14 protein-coding genes and 1 pseudogene are annotated in these 20,850 nt (G+C 65.1%); 5 read left to right on the top strand and 10 right to left on the bottom strand.

Translation table 11 applies throughout. The features are described 5' to 3' along the window. Positions 1 to 114: 114 nt before the first annotated feature. The 3 genes from IPL75_21920 to IPL75_21910 all read right to left on the bottom strand — a co-directional run bounded on the left by IPL75_21920 (position 115) and on the right by IPL75_21910 (position 8,344). Positions 115 to 936: a hypothetical protein gene (locus IPL75_21920; protein MBK9242854.1), complete on the bottom strand. Its 822-nt coding sequence runs from the start codon at positions 934 to 936 to the stop codon at positions 115 to 117. Continuing rightward, positions 933 to 4,586, bottom strand: coding sequence for a HEAT repeat domain-containing protein (locus IPL75_21915; protein ID MBK9242853.1), 3,654 nt, complete (start codon positions 4,584 to 4,586; stop codon positions 933 to 935). The genes IPL75_21920 and IPL75_21915 overlap by 4 nt, the downstream gene beginning before the upstream one ends. Positions 4,587 to 4,717: 131 nt before the next feature. Beyond that, complete coding sequence (locus tag IPL75_21910) at positions 4,718 to 8,344, bottom strand: MFS transporter (GenBank protein MBK9242852.1); 3,627 nt, start codon at positions 8,342 to 8,344, stop codon at positions 4,718 to 4,720. A gap of 49 nt (positions 8,345 to 8,393) precedes the next feature. On the opposite strand from IPL75_21910, the gene IPL75_21905 reads away from it, so the two are divergent. Continuing rightward, positions 8,394 to 10,064 carry a glutamine--tRNA ligase/YqeY domain fusion protein gene (locus tag IPL75_21905; GenBank protein ID MBK9242851.1) on the top strand — a complete coding sequence of 557 codons (1,671 nt, stop codon included), beginning with the start codon at positions 8,394 to 8,396 and terminating at the stop codon, positions 10,062 to 10,064. 112 nt (positions 10,065 to 10,176) lie between these two features. Here the strand turns inward: IPL75_21905 and IPL75_21900 are convergent, their stop codons facing one another. From IPL75_21900 to IPL75_21885, 4 genes are read right to left on the bottom strand one after another with little or no spacing between them, the layout of a single operon-like run. Continuing rightward, on the bottom strand, positions 10,177 to 11,394 hold the full coding sequence (locus IPL75_21900) for an alcohol dehydrogenase catalytic domain-containing protein (protein MBK9242850.1): 1,218 nt from the start codon (positions 11,392 to 11,394) through the stop codon (positions 10,177 to 10,179). Beyond that, positions 11,391 to 12,323: a diacylglycerol kinase family lipid kinase gene (locus tag IPL75_21895; GenBank protein MBK9242849.1), complete on the bottom strand. Its 933-nt coding sequence runs from the start codon at positions 12,321 to 12,323 to the stop codon at positions 11,391 to 11,393. The genes IPL75_21900 and IPL75_21895 overlap by 4 nt, the downstream gene beginning before the upstream one ends. After that, positions 12,323 to 13,015 carry an acetoacetate decarboxylase family protein gene (locus tag IPL75_21890; protein ID MBK9242848.1) on the bottom strand — a complete coding sequence of 231 codons (693 nt, stop codon included), beginning with the start codon at positions 13,013 to 13,015 and terminating at the stop codon, positions 12,323 to 12,325. The genes IPL75_21895 and IPL75_21890 overlap by 1 nt, the downstream gene beginning before the upstream one ends. After that, the gene (locus IPL75_21885) at positions 13,012 to 14,328 is read right to left on the bottom strand and encodes an aminotransferase class I/II-fold pyridoxal phosphate-dependent enzyme (protein ID MBK9242847.1); all 1,317 of its coding nucleotides are present in this window, start codon (positions 14,326 to 14,328) and stop codon (positions 13,012 to 13,014) included. The genes IPL75_21890 and IPL75_21885 overlap by 4 nt, the downstream gene beginning before the upstream one ends. On the opposite strand from IPL75_21885, the gene IPL75_21880 reads away from it, so the two are divergent. Genes IPL75_21880 through IPL75_21870 form a run of 3 tightly spaced genes read left to right on the top strand, consistent with a single transcriptional unit; the run spans position 14,327 to position 16,956 of the window. Then, positions 14,327 to 15,172 carry a 1-acyl-sn-glycerol-3-phosphate acyltransferase gene (locus IPL75_21880; protein ID MBK9242846.1) on the top strand — a complete coding sequence of 282 codons (846 nt, stop codon included), beginning with the start codon at positions 14,327 to 14,329 and terminating at the stop codon, positions 15,170 to 15,172. The two genes, IPL75_21885 and IPL75_21880, sit on opposite strands and share 2 nt — an antisense overlap. After that, positions 15,162 to 16,211, top strand: coding sequence for a hypothetical protein (locus IPL75_21875; protein MBK9242845.1), 1,050 nt, complete (start codon positions 15,162 to 15,164; stop codon positions 16,209 to 16,211). Before IPL75_21880 ends, IPL75_21875 begins: the two co-directional genes overlap by 11 nt. Positions 16,212 to 16,251: 40 nt before the next feature. Continuing rightward, complete coding sequence (locus IPL75_21870) at positions 16,252 to 16,956, top strand: CDP-alcohol phosphatidyltransferase family protein (GenBank protein ID MBK9242844.1); 705 nt, start codon at positions 16,252 to 16,254, stop codon at positions 16,954 to 16,956. Positions 16,957 to 17,067: 111 nt separating this feature from the next. Here IPL75_21870 and IPL75_21865 read toward each other — a convergent pair. After that, a pseudogene (locus IPL75_21865) lies at positions 17,068 to 18,363 on the bottom strand (PQQ-binding-like beta-propeller repeat protein). Between the two features lie 167 nt (positions 18,364 to 18,530). Here IPL75_21865 and IPL75_21860 point away from each other — a divergent pair. Next, positions 18,531 to 19,037, top strand: a complete 507-nt coding sequence (locus IPL75_21860; protein ID MBK9242843.1) for an NTP transferase domain-containing protein — start codon at positions 18,531 to 18,533, stop codon at positions 19,035 to 19,037. 131 nt (positions 19,038 to 19,168) lie between these two features. Here the strand turns inward: IPL75_21860 and IPL75_21855 are convergent, their stop codons facing one another. Together IPL75_21855 and IPL75_21850 are read right to left on the bottom strand one after the other, a co-directional pair. Further along, on the bottom strand, positions 19,169 to 19,720 hold the full coding sequence (locus IPL75_21855) for an NAD-binding protein (protein ID MBK9242842.1): 552 nt from the start codon (positions 19,718 to 19,720) through the stop codon (positions 19,169 to 19,171). Continuing rightward, entirely contained in the window at positions 19,638 to 20,771 is a 1,134-nt protein-coding gene (locus IPL75_21850) for a potassium channel protein (GenBank protein ID MBK9242841.1), read from the bottom strand. The genes IPL75_21855 and IPL75_21850 overlap by 83 nt, the downstream gene beginning before the upstream one ends. Positions 20,772 to 20,850 lie beyond the last annotated feature (79 nt).

The following is a 20,850-nucleotide window of genomic DNA, read 5'->3' as shown; positions in this document are numbered from 1 at the left end:
GTTCTGGTCCTTGAGTCCTGAGCACCGAAGCCGTACACACATCGGGGGTGGCAGTTCACACTGCCACCCCCGTTTCTTTTGCCGAACTCTGGACTCTGGACTCTGGACCCAGGACTACTTGTAAAGGACCGCCGCCTCGCCTTTTTCCGCGACGTGTTTTTTGGCCAGTGCCAGGATGGCGTCGCGTCGGCTCAGGAGCCGGTCGATCTGGCCCGATGTCAGGTATTTCCCGACCTGTTTCTGCAGGTCCTTTTTCTCAAGCTTCGCTATTCCGTCAAGCAGCGAGCGCGAGAATCGGGTCAGCAGTTCGGGTTTGGTCAGCGACCGGTTGATTCGGAAGGCCCGTGAATGGTCAATCAGCCGGAGGTTGTACTCCTTGGTGACCAGGATGTTCTTGAGGTGCCGATCGACGTTGGCGATCAACTGATCGAACAGTCGAGTGATGAAGATCTGCTCGTTCCACACCTCCGAATCCGGAGGCGAGAGTTTCTTCTCAAGACGATCGGCTTCCGTCGACATGTGTTCAACAAACCACTGCAACGAGCCGACCTTGCCTTCGACCCTTCGCTCGACCGTGGCCGGCACCATGTCGAGCCCGATGATGCGGGCGACGGTGTACGCCGCGATCTCGGTCTGCCAGCTGTCCTGGAAGTCGATCTCCGAGGTGCCGTCGGGCATGGTGGTGACACCCGCCTTCCGCTCGTCGATGGACTTGAACACCGCCAGGCGGGTCACTCCGTCAAGCTCAAGGGTGACTTGTAACGGCCGGGTGATGCCGGAGCCCAGCGGTCGTGTGGACACGATCTTTGCCTTGGTCAGGAAGTTCTCAGCCGCCGGCCCCTGGTACGCGGCCGCGGTTTCCTGTCTGGCGTGAACGGTGAACACGGTGGCCATGGCCACCGCAACGAAGCTTACGCACGCAACAAGTCGTCTCATTCATCCCCCCGAACCAGTTTCGAAAACAGTCCCTGCAGCAAGTCTGTGTGGTCGGCCAACAGTTCAAACAGCTCGTCCCGGTCGAGCTTCAGCAGCGTGGCCGGCTCAACGACGGTGACGGTCGCCTCAACCCGGGTGCCGGCCAGTGTCTCATGCACGCCGATCACGTCGCCAGCCGCAGCCATGTCGGAGGCGCCGCCCTGTTCGACCCGCAGCGTGCCGGTCAGCACAAAGAGCATCGACGGCCCGGCGTCGGATTTCACGGGTTCTGCACCGGCAGCAACGGTGACCTGCCTGGCGATCTGCGACAGGCTCCACAACTGGGCCGTCGTGGCGTGTGCCAGAAGCGGACTCGACTGCAACACGAGCAGACGGTCCACCGCACCGAGCTCGCCGGTGGCAGCGCCCTCACGCGAGGGCCGCTGTCCGCGAACCAGGGTTCGCCCGGTTTCCAGGCCACGGGCGCTGATCGCCTGGCGGAACAGGCCACCCGCAAGGCCGACATTCTCGGACAACAACGCCAGGAACTCGTTCGGTGTCATCGACAGCGTGGCGGTCCGGCTCGTGGCCGTGATGGTCGTGGCCATCGGCGACCCTTCCAGGACCTCTTCAAACGCCAGTGCCGCGGGCGCGGTCGTTTCCTGTCGTCCTGTCGGACCGTCGGTGGCCACCTGGCCGTCGAGCAGGAACTGGAGCGATGCCGGCGCGGCCGCGCGTTCGTACATGACGTGGCCCGGTTCGTGTCGCGCCTGCTGGCCCACACGCGCCAGCCTGAAGAGTTCATCCACCGACGTGAAGGCGAACAAGGGCATGCGCCGCAGGCGATCGGCCAGTTCCACTGACGGCAGCGCCTCCTGCCACAGGTCACGGCGTCGTTCGGCTTCCATGCGGCTCGCGGCAAGGGCCCACGAGGCCGCCTCGAAGACGTGGAGGTCACGCACGTCCCGATGCTCGAGCACGTACTCCAAATCTCCGGCCAGCGCCCACCGCCGGCTGGATTCGATCATCAGGATCGCGGCCGACGCAATGGACTCGTCTTCGTCGTGAATCAGTTGGGCGAGCGTGTCATCCACATCCCGGACACGGGTGCCGAAGATGGCGTTGCCCTTGCGAATCCGCTCGTCGAGCGGCATCTCTTCCACCTGCACCATCACGCGTTTGCGCACCTGACCAGTCAGCAGGTTATCGAGGTACTCAATCGCGCCCGACCTTGCGCGCGGGTCGCTGCTCTTGAGCGTGTGGCGCACCGCTGCCATGTCACCCGACGGCGTCATCAAGCCCAGCAGTTGAAGGGTGCGGCTGAACGTGCGCGCGTGCCGTTCGGTCAGCGCGCGCGCCAGCAAGGCGTCGGGGTTCAGCCCGCCCGCCACAAACAGGTTGTAGTGCAGCGTGAACGCGTCAAACGCGCGTGCGGCTTCCTGGCTCACATGACGCGACACGCGTTCCGCATCGATCGCCATCCCTGGGTCCGTCCTTCGGATCCGCTCCAGTGCCGACACGGCTTTGGACCGCAGGAACTCATCCGGGTCGTCAAGCGCCGCCTCGAGTGCGGCCACTGACGCGGCGCAGGGGAGCAGCGCCAGTGCAGACGGCACGTGACGACGGATCCAGAGGTTCTCCTCGCGGTCCTGCATGAAGTACGCAAGCGGCGCCACCACCGGCTCGCCGTATCCCACCAGCACCCGGCGCGCGGCAGACTTCAACTGCCGGTTTCGCAGGAGCGAGACCAGGGCCGGCACAAACAGGAAGTCGCTGCCGCCAAGCCGGCCGGCGCTCTCGATGGCGGCTCGGGCGACGCCGATGTTCACGTCGGCGAAGAGCGGAATCAGATACGGCCGGAAGTCCGCATTCTGCACGTCCCCCAACGCACGCGCCACGAGACGACGTCCTTCGGCTCCCTGGTCGCGCATGTCTCCGCTGAATGTACGCAGCGTATTTGCCGCACGCTCGATATCCGTGGCGTTACCGCAATCAGCCAGTGCCGCGGCCGCCACAATCGCGAGCGCAGGGTCGGCGTGCGTGAGGAAAGGACGCATGACATCAGCCACCGCCTCGCCACGCAACGTGGCCAGCGCACCCACCGCGGCCACACGCACATCCGTTTCGGGATCGGTCAGCGCGCGCTCCACGCCAGGCAACCACCGGTCCGCCATGTCAGGGCCGGCCGATTCCGCCACGCGCAGCGCGCGCGCCCGCACCTGGCCCGACGTGTGCCACAACAACAGCGGCGACACGAGCGCACGTTTGTCCATCGCGTCAAGCAGGTCGATGGCATACAACACCCGCCGCGGTTCCGGATGCGCCAGTTCGCTGACCAGGGTTTCCACGGTTCGTGGATCCGGGTTCGTGAACTTCACCTCGGACGGCAACACATTCTGCTGTTCGAGGTTATTGCGGAACGTCCGGACGTATTCCTTGCGCGCGCGGATGGTCGTGATCACCCACAACCCCACCATCGTCAAACTCGCGTAACTCAGCTGTTGCCAGGACAGGCCCAGGCCCCAGTCCTTGATGAGCACCAGGATGAGCAACGCGCCGATGCCTTTGGATATCCGGTCGACCGTGACGTCGATAAACGGCTTCGCGCGGTACTTGAGGTCCGCCGGAAGCGGCAGGAACAAGACTTCGCGGGATGTCTTGTCCAGGGAGTAGCGCAGCGACGTATCCAGCACACGCGCCAACGCCGGCGCCCACAGCCCGCGATTGAACAACATGACGAGGGCCGTGGACCCCAGGCTGATCGGGAGCACGAGCAGCGCGAAGCCGATGCCCATCACCCGATGGATCCGGCTCGTCAGGGCGAGGTTGATCACGAAGCCGATCATCGAGGTGTACAGCCCAACCTCGGCGAGGAAGGCCGCGATGCCGGTGGTGTTCTTGACGCCTTTGGCCAGCGCCGTCGCCATGTTCAGTTGCTGCTCGATGATGGCGGCGCCGATGGCCGCAAAGGCGATGACGAGGGCGATAACCTGCAGGTGTCGCGAGGAGCCCAGCAACTGGATGGCCTCGCCGCTGGACACGCCCTCTTCTTCGACGGCTTTGGCGGCGTCGCTCGTGCCGGCGCCCTTCTCGCGTTGCAGAATGAACACGACGATGGCGAGGCAGAGCGCCAGGGTGCCGGCGCCGATCAAGAGCATCGTGTTCGTGCCGACTTTTTCCACCAGGAATCGCGTGAGTCCGCTTCCCAGGGCGCCACCCAGGCTCGAGCCGGCGCCGACGAACCCGAACACGCGTTTGGCCTGGCGCGGATCGTAGATGTCATTGGCGAGCGTCCAGAACTGGCTGATGAGCAGGATGCCCAGAATCAACGTCAGGACGTAAAAGGCCGCCGGCACCCAGGGCTGGGACAAGGTCGTGAACAGCAGCCAGAAGACGAGGATGAGCGCCATCAAGCCGGCCTGTGTCGCGGGAATGGTCCAGCGCCTGGGCACGAGCGAGATGGTCTTGACGTAGGCGTGCATGATGAATCCGATCAGGATTCCCATGGCCAGTTGCACGTACGGCAGGTTATCGGCGCCCCACGTGGTCATGAACGTCGACCGGCCGAGCGGCTTGATGATGTTGTAACTCGTCATCGCCATGAACGAGTACAGGAACATCAGGAGCGTGGTGGTGGCTTCGCCCTCACGGAGTTGGACGATGGGCCGCATCAATCGCGATAGGAGGGGCTGGCGCTCGGACATGGCTTTAGGTGCGGGAATCCTATCCTAATTGGATGAGGAACTTAGGAACTTAGGAACTGGGGAACTGTACGTAGCTCGGCCTGCTCCTCAAGGCCGAGTCACAGCACGCTGGCGAAGACGCTGTGGAGCAGGCCGCTGTGGTCCGAGAGCACTTCGAACAGCTCGCGCCGGTCCAGACGCAGGGCGCGCCCCTCGTGGGAGACCACGGCTCGCCGTCCGGCAGAGGCTCCCGCGAGCGCTTCGGCGCCGCCGATGGTCCGGCCGGTGCCGGCGAGCACCGGGGGGCCGTCGCCGCCCTCGATCCGGACCTCGCCCGAGAGCAGGTAATAGAGCGCAGGCTCCCGGCCTTCGTCCCACAACACGGTCCCCGGAGTGAGGGGCACCTCTCGCGCGGCGGCCACCAGGGCCTTGAGTTGGGCGGCCGTGGCGCTGCGGAATAGAGGGATCCGGCGCAAGTGGAGCCCCAGGGCTATGGCCTCACCGCCCGGTTCCACACGAGCCTCAGTCGCCGAGTCTGCCCATTGGCTGACGTACGCACGGTCAAGGGCCGCGCGAGACCCCAGGAGCATGCGGAACAGGCCCTGGGCCGCTGCGCTGTCGTCGGACAGCAGGGTCAGGAGCGCCGAGGCGTTGAGCGTCAGGCCCACCGTCTCCTCGATGGCCGTGACCGTGGCGGCCACTGGTCGTCCGACGAGGGCCTCGGCCAGTGCCACGACGGCCGGTGCCGTGGTGACGCCTTCGGCGTTGCCTGGCTCTTGTGTGCGCACGGACCCGGTCAGCAGGAACACCACGTTGTCGGCAGGCGATCCATGTCTGGTGATTTCTTCGCCCGGTGCATGGCGAATCAACCGCGCGCGCGCGGCGATGCGGAACAACTCGTCCACAGAGACGAACGTAAACACCGGGATCCGGCGCAACCGGTTGACCAATTCGACCATCGGCACGGTGGAATCGGCCAGGTCAGATCCGCTGCGGGTCCACGTGGCCACCTGACGCACGATGGCCGGGGTGGATTCGTGCGTGGCCAGATAGTCGAGGTCATCAGCCAGTACGGCGCGCAGACCGCGCTCGCCGGCAAAATGCACCGCTGACGCCGCCAGGATGGGGTCGTTGTCGTGAAACAGCTGCGCCACCGTATCGGGGATGTCGCGCGCACGGGTCTTGAGCATGCTGTTGGCGTGGCGCACCCGCTCGGCCACCGGCGCCTCGTCAATGATCGGCATCACGCGCTTCCGAATGAGTCCGGTCATGACGTGGTCCAGGTACTCAAGGGCGGCCGCCCGTTCACGTGGGTTGCCACGCTCCAGGGCGTACCGGGCTGCGGCAATGTCGGTGGCCGAGTAACGCAGCCCGAGCAGCCGGAAGATGCGGTCGAGGCTGCGCGTGAGTTTATCGTCGAGTGCGCGAACCAAGAGGGTGCCGGCGCTTTCGGTATCGCGCTCGATCAGGTTCTGCCTCAGGGTGAGCCGATCGCAATAGTGCGCCGCCTCGCGAAGGAGCCGGGCCTCAATGACACCCGGTGGCACCTGCAGTTCCGGGTGCGCGCGTTGCAGGCGTTCGATCGCCACCACACTCTTGAACCGCAGAAAGCTGTCGGGGTCATCAAGCGCCGCCACCAGCGCGTCCACCGACGGCTGGCAGGGGATGGCCTGCAGTGTGGCCGGCACATGACGCCTGACCCACACGTGCTCGTGCGGATCGGCCATCACGTGCGTCAGCACACCGACAACCGCTTCCCCCGACGCAGCCAGTGCCTCACGCGCGGGCTGCTTGAGCGTGCGATGCCCGAGTCGAGACACCAGCGCCGGCACCAGCAACGCGTCCACGCTGCCTCGCGCGCCCGCGCTCTTGATCGCCTCGCGCGCCACCGATTCGTCAGGATCATGAATGAGAGGAACGAGCAGGATCCGGAACGCCGGATTGTGGATGCGCGCCAGGGCTGCGGCGGCATGGCGCCGGCCCGCGGCGTCATCCGGGTCCGCGATGATCCGCGCCAGCGCCGCCTCGGCCGCCGACTCATCATCGGCGACACCCGACTCGGCGAGTTCCACTGCGGCCGCTGCCGCCACAACCGGCGACGGATCGGCCAGGTGGGGACGAAGCGATGAACGCTCCGACGTATGCTGAAGCGCGGCCAGGGCCCGTACCGCAGCCGCGCGCACATCGGCTTCGGGATCGGTCATGAGCCGGCGCACGATTGGCAGCATGGACTCGGTGTCGGCGGAGTCGCTCCGCTCGAGTGCCAGGAGCGCACGTGCCCGGACGCTGCCCGACTGATGCGCGAACAACGAGGCGGGCAACACGTCGGGGCGCCCCACCGTCTCGAGCATGTCGATGGCGTACACCACTGACGCGTCTTTCGGCGACCACAATTCACTGACAAGCAACGCGATGGTGCGACTGTCGGCGATGTCGAACCTCACAGCCGCAGGCTGGATGGCGCCCGTGTGGAGGTTGCGCCGGAACATGCTGAGGTACTCGCGGTGCGCTGCCAGTGCGAGGCCGATCCACGCCGCCACGATGATCAGGTTGACGTAACCCAGTTGCTGCCACGCCAGCCCGAGACCCCACGGCTTGATGAGCCCCAGCAGCAGCACCGCGCCGATGCCTTTCGCAATGCGATCGACCGTGACATCAACGAACGGTTTGGCTTGTTGGGTGAGCTCCACCGGAAGTGGCAGGAACAACACCTCGCGGGTGGTGCGGTCCACCGTGTACCGCAACGATGTATCGAGCACACGCGCCAGAGCCGCCGCCCACACGGCCCCTGTTGCCAGGATGACCACGGTGCTGGCGCCCAGGACGATCGGCAGCAAAAGCAAAGAAGCAGCCAAACCATACGTCCGGTGCAACCGGCTCGTCAGTCCGACCTGCACCACCAGTCCGGCCATCGACAGGAACATCGTGACCCGGCCCAGGTAGCGGGTAATGTCGTCGGTCGTGGCCCCGCTTTCAGCCACCGCCATGTTGAGCTGCTGTTCGACGAAGACCGCGCCGAGCGCGGCGACGCCCACGACGAGCGCGATGAGTTGCAGGTGGCGCGATCCCAGCAGCAACCGCCACGCGTCGTGCCTTTCCGGCTCAGGTTCGCCGGTCACGAGTGGCGTGTCGTCCACGGCCGGCTGCCGCCGGCCAATCGCCACCACGATGGCGGCGCACAGCAGCAGCACAACGGCGCTGAGCAGCGCCAGGTAGTCGGAGCCAAGCGAGCTGACCGCGAATGTCGTGACGGCCGCCCCGGTGATGCCACCCAGGCTTGCGCCGCCGCCGATGAACCCGAAGAGCCGCCGGGCCTGCCGCGAGTCGTAGATCTCATTGGCCAGGGTCCAGAACTGGCTCACCAGGAGCAGGCCGAAGATCAGGCCAAACACAAAAAACGCGGCAGAGACCCACGCCGCTCCGGTGCGGAACAACACCCAGAACGCGATGAGCAACACGGCCAGCCCGGCCTGCGTCACGGGAGCCACCAGGCGTCGCGGCAGCCTGGCGGTGCTTCGGCCATACAGGTGCATCAGCGTGCCGATGATGACGGCGGCGCCCATCAGGACATACGGCAGGTTGTCGGCACCCAGCGCACTGATGGCCTTCGACCGCGTGATCGGCTTGACGATGTTGTAGGCCGTCATCACCAGGAACGAATAGGTGAACATCAGCCACGCCGTCACCCCTTCGCCCGGGCGAAGGACGACGATTCGGCGGAGCAGTTGCTGGGAGCGGGCGGGCATAGGAGCGCGAAGTTGCTCTATCTTGCCATGCGCAATCTACAATGACGACATGACCGTTCCCGCCGAGGCAGCGCGCCTCGATTTTATTCGCGACATTGTCTCTGCCGACAAGGCGGCCGGCACCAATGGCGGCCGCGTGGCCACCCGGTTTCCCCCGGAGCCCAACGGCTACCTGCACATCGGACACGCCAAGTCCATCTGCCTCAACTTCGGCGTGGCCAGCGACTTCGCGGGCGCCTGCAACCTCAGGTTTGACGACACGAACCCGGAGACGGAAGAGACCGAATACGTCGACTCAATCCAGGCGGATGTCCGGTGGCTCGGCTTCGACTGGCAGGACCGACTCTTCTACGCGTCCGACTACTTCGAACGGCTGTACGCGTGCGCGGTGCAGTTGATTTCGGACGGCAAGGCTTATGTGGACAGCCTGACTGCCGAGGAAATTCGGGAGCATCGGGGCACCCTGCGCGAGCCAGGGCGCGAGAGTCCGCATCGCAACCGGCCGGCGGCCGAGAGCCTGGACCTGTTTGCACGGATGCGGGCCGGGGCGTTTGCCGATGGGGCGCACGTGCTTCGCGCCAAGATCGACATGGCGTCGCCCAACGTCACCATGCGCGACCCGATTCTGTATCGCGTGCGTCGCGCCCATCATCACCGCACGGGCGATGCGTGGTGCCTGTACCCGATGTACGACTACGCGCATCCGTTGTCGGATGCGTTCGAACGCATCACCCACTCGCTGTGTACGCTCGAGTTTGAAGACCATCGCCCGCTCTACGACTGGTTGATTGCCAACGTCACCGGTCTGGACGCACGGCCGCGTCAAATTGAATTCGCCCGGCTGAACCTGACGTACACCGTCATGAGCAAGCGCAAGCTCATGCAGCTTGTGACCGAAGGGCGCGTGGACGGCTGGGATGACCCGCGCATGCCGACGATATCCGGCCTGCGACGTCGGGGCTTCACACCCGAGGCAATCCGGCGGTTTTGCGAGGAAATCGGCGTCGCGAAACGCGAGAACATGATCGACGTCGGACTGCTGGAGTTCTGCGTCCGTGAAGATCTGAACGCGCGCGCGCCTCGGGCGATGGCCGTGCTGCGGCCGCTCAAGGTCGTTATCGAAAATTATCCCGAAGGGCAGACCGACACGTTCGAAGTGGCCAGTCACCCCGACAATCCGGCGATGGGCACCAGACATGTGCCCTTCGCGCGCGAGATCTTCATCGAGCGCGACGACTTCATGGAAGAACCGGCGAAGAAGTTCTTCCGGCTCGCGCCAGGCCGGGAAGTGCGGCTGCGCGGGGCGTATCTCATCACGTGCCGTGAAGCCGTCAAGGACGCCGCCGGCGAAATCGTCGAACTCCGCTGCACCTACGACCCTGCCACGCGCGGCGGCGATGCGCCGGATGGGCGCAAGGTGAAGGGCACGCTGCACTGGGTGTCGGCCGCGCACGCGGTGGACGCCGACGTGCGGCTCTACGACCGGCTGTTCACGCACGAAACGCCGGGCACTGGCGACGCGGACTTTCTCACGCAGATCAACCCCAGCGCGCGCGAAGTGCTGACCGGCTGCAAGCTCGAGCCGTCACTGGCCGAGCCTGCGGTGGGCGCGCGGTTCCAGTTCGAACGCCTCGGCTACTTCTGCGCCGATAAAGACACCACCGCCGCGCGTCCGGTGTTCAACCGCACCGTCACCCTCAAAGACACCTGGCGCGGCTAGCGCCGCCTCGCTCCTCGTAGCGCGGCCTGGGTCTCAAGGCCGCGGAACTCGGCGCGCTTGAGGTTCAGCGCGCCCTACGAAATGCGCGTTGCGACGTCCTCGGAGCGCGCCGCTAAAACCGGAACGCGACCTTGACGCTTTCGCCTGAGCCTTTGGCGCGCGCCATTTGAAGCGCGTCCGTGTACCGGGCGAGTGGGAACTCGTGTGTGACAAGGCCGCCGAGGGGGGCGCGGCCGTCGGCGATGAGCGCGGCGGCTTCGTTGAACGCGTTGATGCTGGCGCCGCCGTGGCCGTGACTCCCGTACGCCAGCGTGCCGCGGAACGTGAGCTCCTTGATCCACAGCGGCGTCCAGTCGAGGCCGCGCAGTGTGGTCGCGTTGCCAAGAAGAACAATCGTCGCGCCGGCCCGCGCGAAGCGCATCGCGTCTTCCACACCGCGGGTGCTGCTGATGCACACAAACACCGCATCAAACCCGCCGATGCCGATGGGCCGACCCAGGATGGGCTTGAGCAGTCGCGTGCCGGCACTTTCCGCGAGTTCGCCCAGGTAGTCGCCCCGTGCCATCACCGTGCGGGTCGCGCCCAGCTGCTCGGCATGGCGCGCCTGAAAGGGATGCCGCGCCAGCGCCGTGACCCGGCAGCCGGGCACCAGGGCCTTGAGCGCGGCCACCATCAGCAGGCCCATGGTGCCGGCGCCAATCACCAGCACGTGTTGCCCGGCCTCCGGCATGGCGCCACGGACGGCATGCACACAACACGCAAAGGGCTCAGTCATGACGGCCGCGGTGTCGCTCACCCCGTCGGCCACACTGACGAGCTGGGACTGATGCGCCACGAAGTGCTCGCCCCAACTGCCGCCGAGCGCCCGCGTGGTGCCGATGAACATGCCGGGCGCAATCGCTCCGTCGGTAAAGTGATCGCAGCGAGAATGGTGCCCGCCCGCGCAGGCCGCACAGGATGGTGTGATCCCCCTCGGTTCGCAGCACAGAAGTGGATTCACCGTGACGCGATCGCCAACGCCAAAACCACGCACGCTCGTGCCGCAGGCTTCGATCACCCCGACGTTTTCGTGACCGATCACAAACGGAAAACTCGAAAACGGCGAGGTGGACGGACTCGCCTCGAGGGCGACGATGGCGAGGTCGCTGCCGCAGATGCCGCCGAGTACGGTGCGAATGCGCACCCAGTCCTGGCCGGGCAAATCAGGGGTGGCGACGTCGGCGTAGCGCGTGCAGGCGTGAGGTCCGACGAGCCAGCGTTCCGAGAGTCTGCCGGCGACTTGTGTGGCGAGATACGTCGGAATCGGCGCGGCGAAACTGATGGCCTTCATTCTTGAGGCGCCTGTGACGGCGCCTGAGGTGGCGCCGGCGCAACCAGCCGCAGTGCGCCAGGCACACACGCGATTTCGAGTTCGGCGGTCTTCGCCTGGCGGTATTCGCCGTCGGTTTCATAGGCAGGCGGCCCTGAGAACTGAACCGTAAACGAGGGCGCCTGTTCGATGATGACTTCACTGAGCGTGTGATGGGTGCCTCGCGCGACGGCGCCAAACAGGTTCACGCGGCGCCACGTGGACGCGTCGAGGATGGCCACCGCGTCGAGGCAGCCATCGGTGAGCGATGCCTCTGGGGCGATGCGGAACTTACCGCCGAAATTCTTCGCATTGGCGATCACCAGCATCAGATGCCGCGAAGAGCCGCGCTGCTTCGCCGCCGACGCCACGTCGATCTCCACGCCAGGGTAGGACGTCAACTGCCGCAGCGCCGAGTAGAGATACAGCGCCTCGCCCTTCACCCACTTGATCTTGAGAATATCTTCGAGCACCGCCACGTCGAAGCCGAAGCCCGTGATGTTCAGGAAAAAGTGATCTTCAATGCGACCCACATCCACGCGGGTCTCGGCGCCTTCAGCGACGAGCCGGGCCGTGGCCTCAACGTCAGTGGCCGGGCACCCGGCTGTCTTTGCAAAGTCGTTGCCTGTGCCTGCGGCGACGAGCGCCAGTCGCACGCCATTGCCCGCACCCGAGGCAAGGATGGCGTTGGCCACATTGCCCCACGTGCCGTCACCGCCGACCGCCACCAGGGTGGTGGCGCCTTCGTCGATGGCGCGACGGGCAATCGCCTGTTCGTCTTCACGCTTCTGCGTGGTGCGAATGTCGGTGATCCCCACGGTCGCAAATGCGGCCGTGACGCCGGGCAGTTCCCGGGCGCCTCGCCCCCGGCCGGCTGCCGGATTGACGATGACGCAGACTCGTTCGGACATCAGGCCCCGCCTGGGCCGATGGTCTCGAGCGGATCGAAGGTCTGGCGGCCGTCACGCATCCACAACTCGCGAAACGGTGTGCTGTTCACGCCGTCCGGGTTGAGCCCGGCGGTGAAGGCGTGCGGGTAGATCTCGATCGACCCACGCTCTTCCTCGTTTTCGCTGAACTGCGCGTTCATCGCCATGGTGGCCATGTAGGTGCCGGTGGCGTCGTGTTCAAACGCCTGGTAGTAGTGCTCCACCGGTTCCCATTCGTAGTCGGTGATCCGCATGTCCAGGATCTTGCTGCCGCCGTGCGCGGCCGCCACGGTGATTTCGTGCGCGCCGACTTCGAACTCAATCTGGATGTCGTCCATGAAGTGCGGCAGGTGCCACAGCTTGATGGCGTGTTCACGTGAAGCCTTGGTCGTGGTGCCGACGAGGAATGGAAAAAACGCCGCGCGTGGCATCGGCTGGCCGCGGGTAATCCGCGGCGCGACCGGCACAGACAACACGAGTTCGCCGTATTCGCCCACCGAGCTGCCGCTGAAGTCGAAGGCCATGACCGACAACACGCTCTGGCCGTGATGAGGCTCGACGGGGGACATGAAAGGCGGGATCAGCTTGCGCGCGTTCTCAGTGGGGAATTCGAAGAACCCGCCGATGGCATGGCGGTAAAGGTATTGCACCTGTCCGGGCTTCAGATCGCTCACTTGATGATCTCCTCTTCACGAAGAACCTTAATCAGGATGGCAGCGGCGCGGTCCAGGTCCGCCGTTGAATGGCTTGCCGAAATCGACACCCGGAACCGCGACCGGTGTTTGGCCACCGCCGGGAAGATGATGGGCTGCAGATACAGCCCTTCCTTCTGCAGTTTCTGCGCGATGCCCAGGATCTTCCGATCGTTGCGAATCATGATCGGGATGATCTGCGACGTGGACTCGGCCACATCAACGCCGGCCGTGGCCAGCAGGCTGCGGAAGTGCGCCACGTTTTCCCAGAGGCGCTGGCGCAACTGGGGTTCACGTTTCACGATCCGGAGGGCCGCCAGCACGCCGGCCGTGACCGCCGGTGACAGTGCGCACGAAAACACTCGCGACCGCGCGAAACCCATCAGGTAGTTGTAGAGGCTCTGCGAGCCCGCGACGTAGCCACCCTGGCCGCCGAGCGCCTTTGAGAAGGTGCCGACGTGGATGTCCACTTCATCCTCGAGGCCGAAGTGTTCCACCACGCCGCGGCCTTCCGCACCGTAGACGAAGCTTGAGTGCGCTTCGTCGATCAGGATGCGTGCACCCGCGCGTTTGGAGATCTCCACCATTTCCGGAAGGCGGGCGATGTCGCCGTCCATCGAATACACGCCCTCCACCACGACCAGGCGTTTGCCGGTGGTGCCCTTCAGCTTCTTCTCGAGGTCGGCCGGCTGGTTGTGCCGGAAGAACTTCACCTGCGCCTTGGCGAGGATCGCGCCGTCCACAATACTCGCGTGGACGTTCTGATCCAGAATCACCCAGTCACCGGGCCGCATGAGCGCCGACAGGAGGCCGACGTTTGTGCTGTAACCGGTCGGGAAGACCATCGCGGCTTCCTTGTGCTTGAAGGCTGCCAGCTCTTTCTCAAGGGTCAGGTGGACGTCCATCGTGCCACTGAGAATCGGCGAGCCTGCCGCGCCCAGCCCGTACTTGTCCAGCGCCGCGTGGGCGGCCGCGATGACTTCGGGGTGGGTGGACAAGCCGAGGTAGTTATGCGATGCCAGGTTGAACAGCTTGAGCGTCTCGTGGTGCAGCTGCTCTTCGAGATTGATGCGGGGGCCAGGGGGCGTCGACATCGGCTGCGAGAACAGGTAATAGCCGCTGTTGCGTGCGCTGCCGTACCACCAGTCGTCGTAGGGGCCAAAAATGGCGAACAAGTCGTCGCTGGATGAATAGTAAAAATTGCTGTAGTCGTACTCTGTCGTCGCCACGGCCTGCGGGGTGTCGCCACCTCGTTGGTCCGCTGTCTCGCTTTCCGCGCCCGATTGGTTTGCCATGTCTCTTCTCCGAACGACCCTGAACGAATCCCGGCTACTCAGTGTGGCACGCGCGGCGTGGCGTGTGACGAGGAGCGCGGTCTTTATGCTGGTCTATTTGGCGTATCTCGTTCTCTTCATGGGATTTGTGCAAAGGTTTATCCTAATTCCTCTGGCGTGGGTATTTCCAGTCCAGTCCGCGCGTTTTCTCGTCCCCTGGAGCCGCTTTCAGGCCGCCGCGCCTCTGGTGCTGCTCCGAATCATCGCCGGGGTCCGCATCTCCATTGATGGCGCCATCGGCCCGGAAAACCGGGTGGTGATCATGAACCACCAGTCGGTGCTCGACGCCCTCATCGCCTACAAGGTCAACACGGGCTACCTGATGCTGATTCCCACCCGGAGCCGCTACGCCTGGGGCCTCCCGGGCGTCTCGCCCTTCATCCGGATGGCCCGGTTTCCCCTGATCGCCCAGACACGCCAGAGCCTCAGGGCCGACCTCGATGCGATTGCCGAAGCCGCCGACCGCTGCAAACGCGGCGAGGCCTCGTTTTTCATCTTCCCCGAGGGCCATCGAAGCAAGGACGGTTCGATTCTCCCCTTCATGATCCGCGGCCTTCGCCTCGTCCTCACGCATGCGCCACTGCCCGTCTATTGCATCGTGGGTGACGGCATGTGGCACATTCGCACCGTGGCCGACACCTTCACCAAAGCGGCCGGCACGCGCATTCGCGTGCGGATCATCGGGCCGTTCCAGCCGCCGGCGGAGGAATCCGAGATTCCCGATTTTGTGGCGTCGCTGCGCAATCGAATGATTGAGACGCTCGACGACATGCGCGCCGGCCGGCCCTTTCACAATGCCGTCTGAAACCCCGCCCTCCCGGGATCTGGCGGCCGCGCTCGGCTGGGGCCTGGATCATGCGGTCGAGGCCGACGCTCAGGCCCTTTCCGCCTTTCTGGCCCAGGTGTTCGGGCCTTCCTGTGTGGGCATCATCCACTACGGATCCCGCGCGCAAGGGCGCAAGCCGCGGGCCGACAGCGCCTTCGACTTTTTCGTTGTTGTTGACCGCTATGGCGACGCCTATCGATCGCTCTCGGCCACTGTCGGTACGTCGTATTCACCTAGGGTGGCGACCGCTCTGGCCCATGTGCTCGCGCCCAACATCCTTGCGGTGGCCGATCGCGCCGGGGAAGCCGGCGAGCCCGCCCAGCAACGGCGCGCCAAGTGTTGTGTCATTTCCCTCGCCGACTTCCGCCGCGCCTGCTCACCCCGTCGTCGCGACCATTTTGTTCTGGGGCGCCTGTTTCAATTCGTTTTGCTGACGTGGACGCGGGATGCTGCGAGTGCGAGGGCGATCGGCGACGCCATTGCCGAAGGCCGTGCGGCCACCTACACCTGGAGCCGGCCGTCGCTGCCCGAGACGTTCACCGTGGATGAGTTTCTCCAGGCAGCGCTCTCGCGCTCACTGGCGGGTGAGATTCGGCCGGAGTCTGGTGATCACGCCCGCACTCTGGTGGCTGCTCAGCGTGACGTCCTGTGCGCCATCTACACGCCGCTGCTCGACCACCTGGTGGCACAGGGCGCGCTGACGCGCGGATCCGCGACGCAGGCCACGCAGACCTCGACCATCTATCGGCAGCAGGACCGCGCCTCGGCGATCGATCGCCTGCGCGTGGGATGGGCATTTCGCCTGAGCAAGGTCCGCGCCACAGTGCGCCTGCTCAAACACGTCATACTCTACGAGGGTTGGCTGGACTACATTGTGCGGAAGATTGAACGGAGTGGCGGCACAAAGATGGTCCTGACTTCCCGCGAGCAACGATGGCCGCTCATTTTCCTGTGGCCGCGGGTCTTCCGTTATCTGCGCGATCGTCCTCAGCGACAAAGGCCACGTGACTCTGATTGATACCCTTGCGTTGACGCTGCTCGTCGTCGTGGTCGCCACGATGCCGGTGTTTGCGGTTGTCTCCCGGAATCGTCCGCGGGACCCCCGACGTGGCGCGCCGATCGTCCACGGCTCTGCTCGGGTTCTGGGTCCGCGATTGGCTGATGTGGGTGATTGGCCCCATCGAGCGCGTGATGGTTCGCGCCAAAGTTTCACCCGACGTCTTCAACTACCTGGGCGTGGCGTTCGGCATCGGTGCGGGTGCCGCGTTTGCCCAGGGGCCTTGTCGCTTGCGGGTTGGGCGATCCTGTTTGGCGGGGTGGCGGACGTATTCGACGGTCGCATTGCGCGGGCCCGTGGCATGGCCAGTCGTTATGGCGCGTTCATGGACTCCACGCTCGACCGGTTCGCCGAGGCGTTTTCGTTTGTGGGCGTGACCTGGTATCTGTCGACCACCCCGTGGGGCGCTGCGATCTCCGTGCTGGCCATCAGCGGATCGCTGCTCGTCAGCTACACGCGCGCGCGTGGCGAAGCCGTGGGCGTCAGTGGCACTGGCGGCGTTATGCAACGCGCCGAACGTCTTGTCCTGCTCGCCCTGGGGGCCCTCGCCGATTCGGCGGTCGCGACCCGTTGGGGTTGGCCCGACGGCACTGTGCTCACCGCCGCCGTCACCCTGATCGCCGTCGGTTCCATCGGCACCGCGATCTATCGGACGGTGTCGATCGCGCGCACCCTCGCGCGGCAGGGCGATAAGCCTCGGCCTTGAGTACAGGCCGTGTCCTCGTAGCGCGCGTCGGGGAGATGCTGGCGGATTCGACCTCTGAGGTCCCGTTTTCTGCCCGGGCACTGATTCGCGATGCTGCTGCAGGTATCGATAGCCCTTAAGCAACAGCTCGCCGTCCACCAGCGCGGGCGACGCATCAAATCCATCGTCCAGCGTATTGGTGGCGAGCACCTCAAAGGTGGAACCGTGTTTCAGAACCACCGTGGCGCCATCGCGGCCCACGATGTAGACGCGACCGGCGGCGCCGACCGGAGACGCAAACACATTCGGCGTGGCGTCCAGTCGCTGCAACGTGTAGTGAGGCTTGCCGGTCTTCGCGTCGAACACCGACAGGATGCCGTTGTTGCTCTTCAGGAAATACAGCACGCCGTCATAGAGAAGCGGCGACGGCACGTATGGCGTGTCGCGCTCGTAGGTCCACGCCACCGCAGGCGTGCCCGTGATGTCACCCTTCGCGTCCGCGAGCTTGATGGCTTTCAGGCTGTTGCCCCGGAAGCCGCTCATCAGAATCGCCAGGCCGTCCTCGACCACCGGCGACGGAATGGGGTTCATGGTGAACCCGGTCGTGTTCCAGACGGGTGCGCCCGTCTCAAGGTCGTAGGCCTGAATCTGATTCATCGCCCCGGTGATGACCTGCGCCTTGCCGTTGACCGTGGTGATGAGGGGCGTGGCCCAGGTGTCGATCTCTTTTCGTGGCTGCCGCCAGATTTCCGCACCCGTGCGTTTGTCGAGCGCGACGATAAATGACTCGCCCTGATGGTCCCAAACGCACACGAGGAAGCGGCCATGCAGTGCCGGCGTGCTGCCTTCGCCAAACTGGCTCCGCATGCGTTTGTCGCCAAGATCCCTCTCCCATACGCGTGTGCCGTTCATGTCGTAGGCGTGCAGCCCGCGCGACTCGAACGTGGCGATCACGACCTCACCATCAGTCACGGCCGACGATGAAGCCCACGTGCCATTTTCCTGATGGCGTTCGTGGGGCGTCTCTTCGCGCGCCACGCGTTCCCAGACCGTCTTGCCGGTCTTCCGGTCGATGGCCATGACGATGAATTTGTGGGGGCTGGGGACAGGGACCGATCCACGCGGCGCAAGGCCGGCCACCGTTGCGGGGTCGGCCGCGACCGCCGTGAGCAGGAAGATCCGGTCGCCCCAGACCACCGGAGTGGACGAACTGCGTCCGGCAATCGGCACCTTCCAACGGATGTTCTTCGTTTCGCTCCATTCGACAGGCGGCGTTGCGGTGCGGGACACACCCGTGGCGAAGGGCCCACGCCATTGCGCCCAGAACCGATCGGCGCCTTGTTGGGCACCCATGCCTCCCGAGACGCCCAATGCCACGATCAGCGCCAGCGTGGCGCACCATGTGCGAGTCCTCAGTCGTCCAGCCATTTCAGGTACCATCCCGGACGTGATTACGCCTTGTCAATCAGGTCCGTTGCCCCGGCTGACGGTCCCGCAGGCACCGCGGTAATGGCGACGATTGGGGTGGTGCCCGCAGCGGGCAAGGGCTCGCGATTCGCCGCGGAAGCCCTGGGCGGCCTCACAAGCTCCTGACGGTGGTTGACGGCGAGCCCATGGTGCGGCGGACCGTCTCTTCGTTGTTGTCTGGCGGTGCCGATCGCTGCGTGGTGGTGGTGTCTGCGGACGAGGAAGCCGCGGTGCGGGCCGTTCTGGCGGGTCTGCCGATCTCGGTGGTCGTCAATTCCGATCCGTCGCGCGGGATGTTCTCGTCGATTCAGGCGGGCATCGCCGAGACCGGGGAGGGTGACGCCTGCGTCCTGCTGCCGGGTGATATGCCGTACGTGCAGCCGGCCACCGTGGCCGCAGTAATCGCGGCCGCGAGCGAGTCGGGCCTGACGGCCTGCGCGAGTTTTAACGGCCGTCGGGGGCACCCGATCGCGTGTTCCGCGACGCTGCGCTCCCGCATCCTGTTGGCCCCGGTGGAATCCACGCTGAGTGCGGAGCGTTCACGCGACGAGTTCCTGACGATCGATGTTCCTGATCCCGGCGTGCATCGCGACGTCGATCGGCCCGCGGACCTGGTAAAACGACCTCTGAGGTGACAGCAAAACGACCTCTGAGGTAATTACCGATAACTTGCGACGGTAATTACCTCAGAGGTCGTCTTGGCGTTACCTCAGAGGTCGTTTTCCATAGCGTTCGAAGAAGCGCCGCTCGTCTTCGCGGTCGCCGATCAGCACCAGTTCGGAATCGGCGAGAAGAGCCGCGTTGATGTCGGGGGCGCCGCCGCGCCGCCGGCCGCTCTCACCGCCAGCACGTTACATCCCGTCTCGCGTCGCAGGTTGCAGTCGGCGATGGACTTGCCTGTCAGTGCCCGCGGCACGCGCACCGTGAATACCTCCAGCCCCTCCACCAGAGACAACACGCTGCCGTGACGCACGACATCGAAGATGGCGTTGGCCTCCATCGGCACGTACGACATCACGAAGTTGGCGCCCGCCAGGCGAAGTGTGGCTACGTTCTGTTGGTGCGTGGAGCGGCTCAGGATTTTGATGTCCGGGCGCTTCGACCGGCAGTACAGCGTCAGGTACACGTTCAGGTCGTCATCGTGTGTGGTGATCGCCACGCTTGAAGCGGTGTCGAGGCCCGCTGAGTCGAGCACGGCGGGGTCCGTGGCATCACCAAACACCCAGTGCGCCCGGTCAGGCACGTTCACGTGTTCCCGTTCCACCACCCGATGCTCGATGCCCGCCGCCGACAAGGCGCGCGACGTGGCTCTCCCCACGCGCCCGCCTCCGACGATGAGCGCGGTGACTGTTGGTGGGGCCGAGTGGCTGCTCGCGGGCGTACGCGTCCACATCGTTCTGGGTGCCCGACAGCAACAAGGTCATGTCGTGAGTGAGCAGGAGGCCGGCGGATCCCGGCGAATACGCACCCTTGTCCCACACGCCGACGATATTCACGTGAAGGCGCTCGCCCACACGGGCATTGCCGATCGTCTGGCCCGCCAGGGTGGTGCCGGCCACAGCCGCCTCGGCGATCACCAGGCCATCCAACTGGCCAATGACATGGGGCCGCCCTCCATCGCTCGTGATCCGGCGGGCCATCGCGCGGCCCAGCAACTCGCCCAACTGGATCACATTCTGGCAACCGGCCTGTTTGAGCAGGTCGCCCGACATCTCAAATGCCGCCGTTGCGACGATCGGGACGGTACTGGAGCACTCGCGCACCGTGAGCGCGACGTTGGCATTGACGGCGTCGCCGAGCGTGGTCGCCACCAATGCGGCGCGTTCGATGCCGGCCCGGCGGTACGTGTCGGCGTCATCGACATGGCCGATCATCACGTTCACACCATGGTCATGAAGTTCGAGCGCGCGTGCGGTGTCCGGGACGATCACCGTATAAGGCATGGCGTATTGATCAAAGCGCTGGATCAGGATGGCTTCGACGGGCCCATAGGCCGTCAGGATCACGTGATTGCTGACGTCGGGCGGAATGTCCCGTGGCGTACGGGCGGCATTCTGCCGTTCCAGCCAGGGCGAGTAGAAGAACTGAATGAGCGTGTAGGGCAGCAGCACAAAGAGCAGGACCAGACCGCTCAGGAGGACGACCAGCGAAAACGCGAGCCCCGTATCGCGTGTGAACGTGAGGTCGCCGTACCCCAGCGTCGTCATTGTCTGGACCGTCCAGTACACGCCGGTAAACCAGCTGTAGGCGCGCCCTTCGGCGGTCATCAAGAGATGGAAAATCGTCGAATACACCAGCACGAGTGCCGTCACGGCGCCCAGCAGTCCGGCCAGTGCGCGGAGGTGCCGAATGCCACGGCGAGAGGTCATACCCACACCTTCATTGTGAACCCGCGAAGCCCTCTTTTGCGTATTGTTGGCAGGCCCCCGCCCCCTTTTACCCAGTCCA

It is taken from the genome of Acidobacteriota bacterium (assembly GCA_016716905.1).
GTDB lineage: Bacteria > Acidobacteriota > Vicinamibacteria > Vicinamibacterales > SCN-69-37 > SYFT01.
The sequence above is the reverse complement of the archived record's forward strand: the minus strand, read 5'-3'. Positions and strand labels throughout refer to the sequence as shown.